Source organism: Okeania sp. SIO2F4 (assembly GCF_010672385.1).
Classification (GTDB): Bacteria; Cyanobacteriota; Cyanobacteriia; order Cyanobacteriales; family Microcoleaceae; genus Trichodesmium.
On the sequence record NZ_JAAHGT010000804.1, the window covers coordinates 1 to 4,580 of the forward strand.

3 protein-coding genes are annotated in these 4,580 nt (G+C 34.1%); 2 read left to right on the forward strand and 1 reads right to left on the reverse strand.

What is annotated here, in order from left to right:
* Positions 1-229: 229 nt before the first annotated feature.
* Together F6K22_RS32995 and F6K22_RS33000 are read left to right on the forward strand one after the other, a co-directional pair.
* Positions 230-1,504, forward strand: a complete 1,275-nt coding sequence (locus F6K22_RS32995; RefSeq protein WP_293108061.1) for an FGGY-family carbohydrate kinase — start codon at positions 230-232, stop codon at positions 1,502-1,504.
* 684 nt (positions 1,505-2,188) lie between these two features.
* Positions 2,189-2,758: an ADP-ribosyltransferase gene (locus F6K22_RS33000; protein ID WP_293108064.1), complete on the forward strand. Its 570-nt coding sequence runs from the start codon at positions 2,189-2,191 to the stop codon at positions 2,756-2,758.
* 1,030 nt (positions 2,759-3,788) lie between these two features.
* Here the strand turns inward: F6K22_RS33000 and F6K22_RS33005 are convergent.
* On the reverse strand, positions 3,789-4,580 hold a 792-nt coding region (locus tag F6K22_RS33005; protein WP_293108066.1), incomplete at its 5' end, for a sensor histidine kinase.

Below are 4,580 nucleotides of genomic sequence, written 5' to 3' on the forward strand. Positions count from 1 at the left end.
GTTATTAACTCGAATTTTCAACTTAAAGCACAAACACAGTATGCTTGGGAAAATGCTCAAGAAAATAAATTGCCTCATGTTTGGCAAAAAGCTCTGTTTAGTCTTATTTCCGATATTCCTGAAAAAAACTAATAACTGGAATGACTTCAACCTAACCTACTAAAAACTAAGACGTCTTAGTTTTTGCATATATTATTCTATTTTAGATAATAACAGATATTTACTCACAATGAACTTATACTTAGGACTTGATTTTGGCACTTCGGGAGCGCGTGCTGTAGTTATTAACTCGAATTTTCAACTTAAAGCACAAACACAGTATGCTTGGGAAAATGCTCAAGAAAATAAATTGCCTCATGTTTGGCAAAAAGCTCTGTTTAGTCTTATTTCCGATATTCCTGAAAAAATACGAGAGGAAATTCAGGCGATCGCTATTGATGGTACTTCGGCAACTGTACTATTGTGCAATAGTTATGGTAAACCTGTGACTGAAGCGCTTCTTTACAACGACAGTAGGGGAGTGACAATGATGGATAAGTTAAAAAGTATTGCCCCTTCTAATCATCCTGTTATTAGTGCGACTTCTAGTTTGGCAAAATTGTTATGGTTGCTTGAAAATATTTCTCTGTCAAATCAAACTTATTATTTTTTCCATCAAGCTGACTGGTTAGGGTTTTTGCTTCATGGAAAAATAGGAGTGAGCGACTATAACAACGTTTTGAAACTAGGTTATGATGTCGGCGACTTATCTTACCCAGACTGGTTGACTGATTTTGTTAATTCTCAAGTTGGGAAAAATATCCACTTACCAGAAGTAGTTACACCAGGTGCGACTGTCGGAAATGTGACAACAGAAATAGTTAATAGTTTTGGTCTATCTCCTGAATGTGTTGTTTGTGCAGGTACAACAGATAGCATTGCTGCTTTTATTGCCAGTGGTGCTAATACTCCAGGAGAAGCAGTAACTTCTTTAGGTTCGACTTTAGTCTTAAAACTTTTGAGTCGTACTAGAGTTGATGATGCTAAATATGGCATTTATAGTCATCGCCTCGGAGACTTGTGGTTAGTCGGTGGTGCTTCTAATACTGGGGGTGCTGTTTTGCGACATTTTTTCACTGACGCTGAGTTGGAAAGTTTGAGCAGGCAAATAAACCCTAATGTTGAAAGTGGGTTAGATTATTATCCTTTATTGGAGAAAGGCGAGCGCTTTCCTATTAATGACCCGGAATTATTACCAAGATTAGACCCTAAACCAGAAAATCCTGTGATGTTTCTTCATGGTTTACTTGAAGGTCTTGCCAAAATTGAATTACGAGGTTATGAATTGTTGCAAGCATTAGGCGCAGCTACCCTCATAAAGGTCTATACTGCTGGAGGTGGTGCTAAAAATCCTACTTTTACAGAAATTCGGAGACGGTATTTAGGAGTACCTACGATGAAAGCTGTTTATACAGATGCAGCTTATGGTAGTGCTATTTTGGCAAAACGAGGGAGTAGGGAGTAGGGAGTAGGGAGTAGGGAGTAGGGAGTAGGGAAGAAGAATTAATTGATACAGCAGATTCCAAGTATAAGAAGTACAGATATTAAAACGAGGGAGTAGGGAGCAGGGAGTAGGGAGTAGTTAAAACTCAAGAGTAACTGGGAGTTATAGAAGAGATGGTCGAAAAATACCCCCTTAATTTTTCTGTCTCCCTTTACCCCAAAATCTTCACTTTTTGAGCTTTTTTTAGCCAAAAACTGGTACTTTTTCATCATCTAAAATCGCCAATACCTTTATCTGCCAGTTTTTTGATATTTAATCAGCAAACCCTAATTATACCTTGATTCATGGCATTAATAGACAAGTAAATTTTTAGGAAAATTTTCTCTTCATAATAACATGGTAAAAGTATTTCGTAGAAGCGCGTACTTTAGTAGATTCAAACTTAAGTTGCTGACTCAAACACAGTATCTACCGATTATTTCTGAATAATTAAATTAGAATTAACAGTCTATCAGTAATACCTCTTTAGTTATTTATACCTAGAAAAATTTATGAAGAATTGTTGAGCAATTGCTGTCTATCTTAATAAGAATCGATATAAAAAGTCCATATAATCTATCTAAATCAAAAAATTATCTGAATATATCTATTACTTTATGAGTAATTTTAGGGGATAATAATAAGTATCGGGTTGAGGTTCATAAAATGAACAATGTTGTACTCGGCCTAAACAACAAACTTGTTGCTAAGGTCGCTAAATTAAGTGGAATGAGTTCTGTTGAAGCCGCAGAATCATTAGAAGCACTAGAAAGATTTACCACTGCAGATTTCCGTAAAATTAGACGAGCAGATAGAGAAGGAAAAAACGAAGGCAACGTTAAAAAGCTTAACAATTTTATGCACAAAATGCCCTATTATGATGGTGATATTTATCGGGGTATGTCTTTTAGTGAAAAATCAATAAAATCTTTTATTCAACAATTAAAACCCCACGGAGATTATACTTTAGATTCGGTCACCAGTTTTACTTCCGATCCAAAAGTTGCTGAGACTTATTCCGGTCATTGTTACCCAGTAGTAATTCGTGTAAAACATAATCATTCAGGAATTCCTATCAGTGATTTCTCGGCAATGTATAGTGAAAGAGAGGTATTAGTTCCTAAAGGTACTAAATATGAGGTAACTCATGTACCCAAGGAAGTTAAATTAGGGGAAGTAAATTATATTGATCTGGAAGAAATTTCTCTCGAAGGAGATGATTTTGATCGTAATTAATTAACTTGAAAATAGCAAGTATAGCGCTACGCGCAAGTCAAAAGTTAAAAGCGAGTGCTAATTGGTGAGGTCTACTCAGAATGTAAGACGCACTCAAGACAGTTAAAAGTCAAAATTTCAAAATCAAAAGTTCAAAGTAATCTCTGATTCTTACTGAATTAGAGTAATTTTTATGATTAGTAGACCACAAAGTAGGGAAGTTGCATACAACTTCCCTACAGGTTTATCATTTTTTTTATGTGGTTCATTGACTTGAAAACTGCTGTAAAGTATTTTTCCCCAATAGTGAGGTATATAGCAATCAGGAATCAGATGTGAGAATTGAAGTTTTTCTTAAAGGAATAGATTATAGCAGTTATCTTATTCATATATATTGATTTTTTTCTTCTTCTCTGTTCCCTGTTCCCTAAAAATTTCCAATATCTCACAACTCAAATCATATTGCTATAATTTATTAATTATTTTGCCTATTTCCTATTCCTTATAGAAATAAAACTTTGGATATTCAAGACTAAAAAATGCTTTCATTAATGGATAATGAATAATTACCTTTCCCTAAATGACGCGGTAGGGAAAATTTTTTCTTCTCAAGGGGAGATTGGATATGGTTAGGTAACCCATCCATCCCATCCGTTTGTCATGCTCCGCTTGCCGACCGCTTGTTTCTCCTAATTAGGAGAGGCTTTAAACCTTAATTATTCGGTAATTACTACTACTCATAAATCATTACAATAAATCATCTAAATATCATAAATTAAGTTTAGGATAAAAATTCGTAGCAAATTAGATTTATATAAGGAGTTTTCGTCGGTAGCAAAATTAATCTGATTTTTATCTATAGCTTTCTGATTTAGGGAAAAATTTTGCTTGATTCAGAGCTGTAATTAATACGAAAGAACTTAGGATAAATTTTAACTTTAAAAATCGTCTCCTATCAAAAATAAAACCGATAAGAAGGTAATACTTTATTTGACAATTTCTTTTACTTTAGTATTTTTCCCAAAATCCTACCACCTCAAACCTGGATAAATTATTGAACTGGTAAGAAAATAGTCATTATTTCTCCCTTAGTTGGTCGTTGTCGAATTACTAATTTTCCTCCTATTGCTTGAAACAAATTTTTAGTCACTTTTAAATTCAAACTCAGACTACCTGTTTCTGGTTGAAACATTAATAAATGACCAATAGATTTAAAAGGTGTTTTTGTGGAACTGGTGAAAGGTGAGTGACTTTTTCCACCTACATCAGAATCAGATTTAAGCTGTAATTTTAGTTGATTTCCAGCTAACATTACTTCCACCTGTATAAGACTGCCAGAAGGTAAATTACGGGAGAAATTTTCAATCAAATTTCCTAATACTTGATCAAGCATAGTAGGGTCACTAATAACGGTTGGCATTTTTGGAGGTAAAATAACTTTCAAAGTATGATTTCTTTGAGTTGCCTTTTGTTGCCAACGGGGAATACTATCTTGAAAGACTTGAGCTAGAGGAATATTTGTTAATTGTAGGTATGGATGTTGTTGCTTAAAGGGTTGCTGAGTTTCTAATTCTACTGCTCTAAAAATCAGATTAAAGCGTTCTATTTGAGAAGTACATTCAGCATCAATCATTTGTAAACGCTTTTTGATTACTTCCTGATTTAGATTAGGACGTTTTAATAAAAGGCGAGTTAAAGTCTGAATTGTTGCTAAAGGAGTTTTGACTTCGTGGGCAATCGCTTGTAACAATTCCACATCAGGAGCTTTGAGATTTTCAATAGTAGATTTTAGTGATGTAGTAGTTTCTTTATTTTCTCTATTTTTGCTAGAATTATTAACTTC

What these genes read in the sequence shown, in the direction of transcription:
- F6K22_RS32995 (WP_293108061.1), top strand. Translation starts at nt 230, where the DNA reads ATGAACTTATACTTAGGACTTGATTTTGGCACTTCGGGAGCGCGTGCT.
- F6K22_RS33000 (WP_293108064.1), top strand. Translation starts at nt 2,189, where the DNA reads ATGAACAATGTTGTACTCGGCCTAAACAACAAACTTGTTGCTAAGGTC.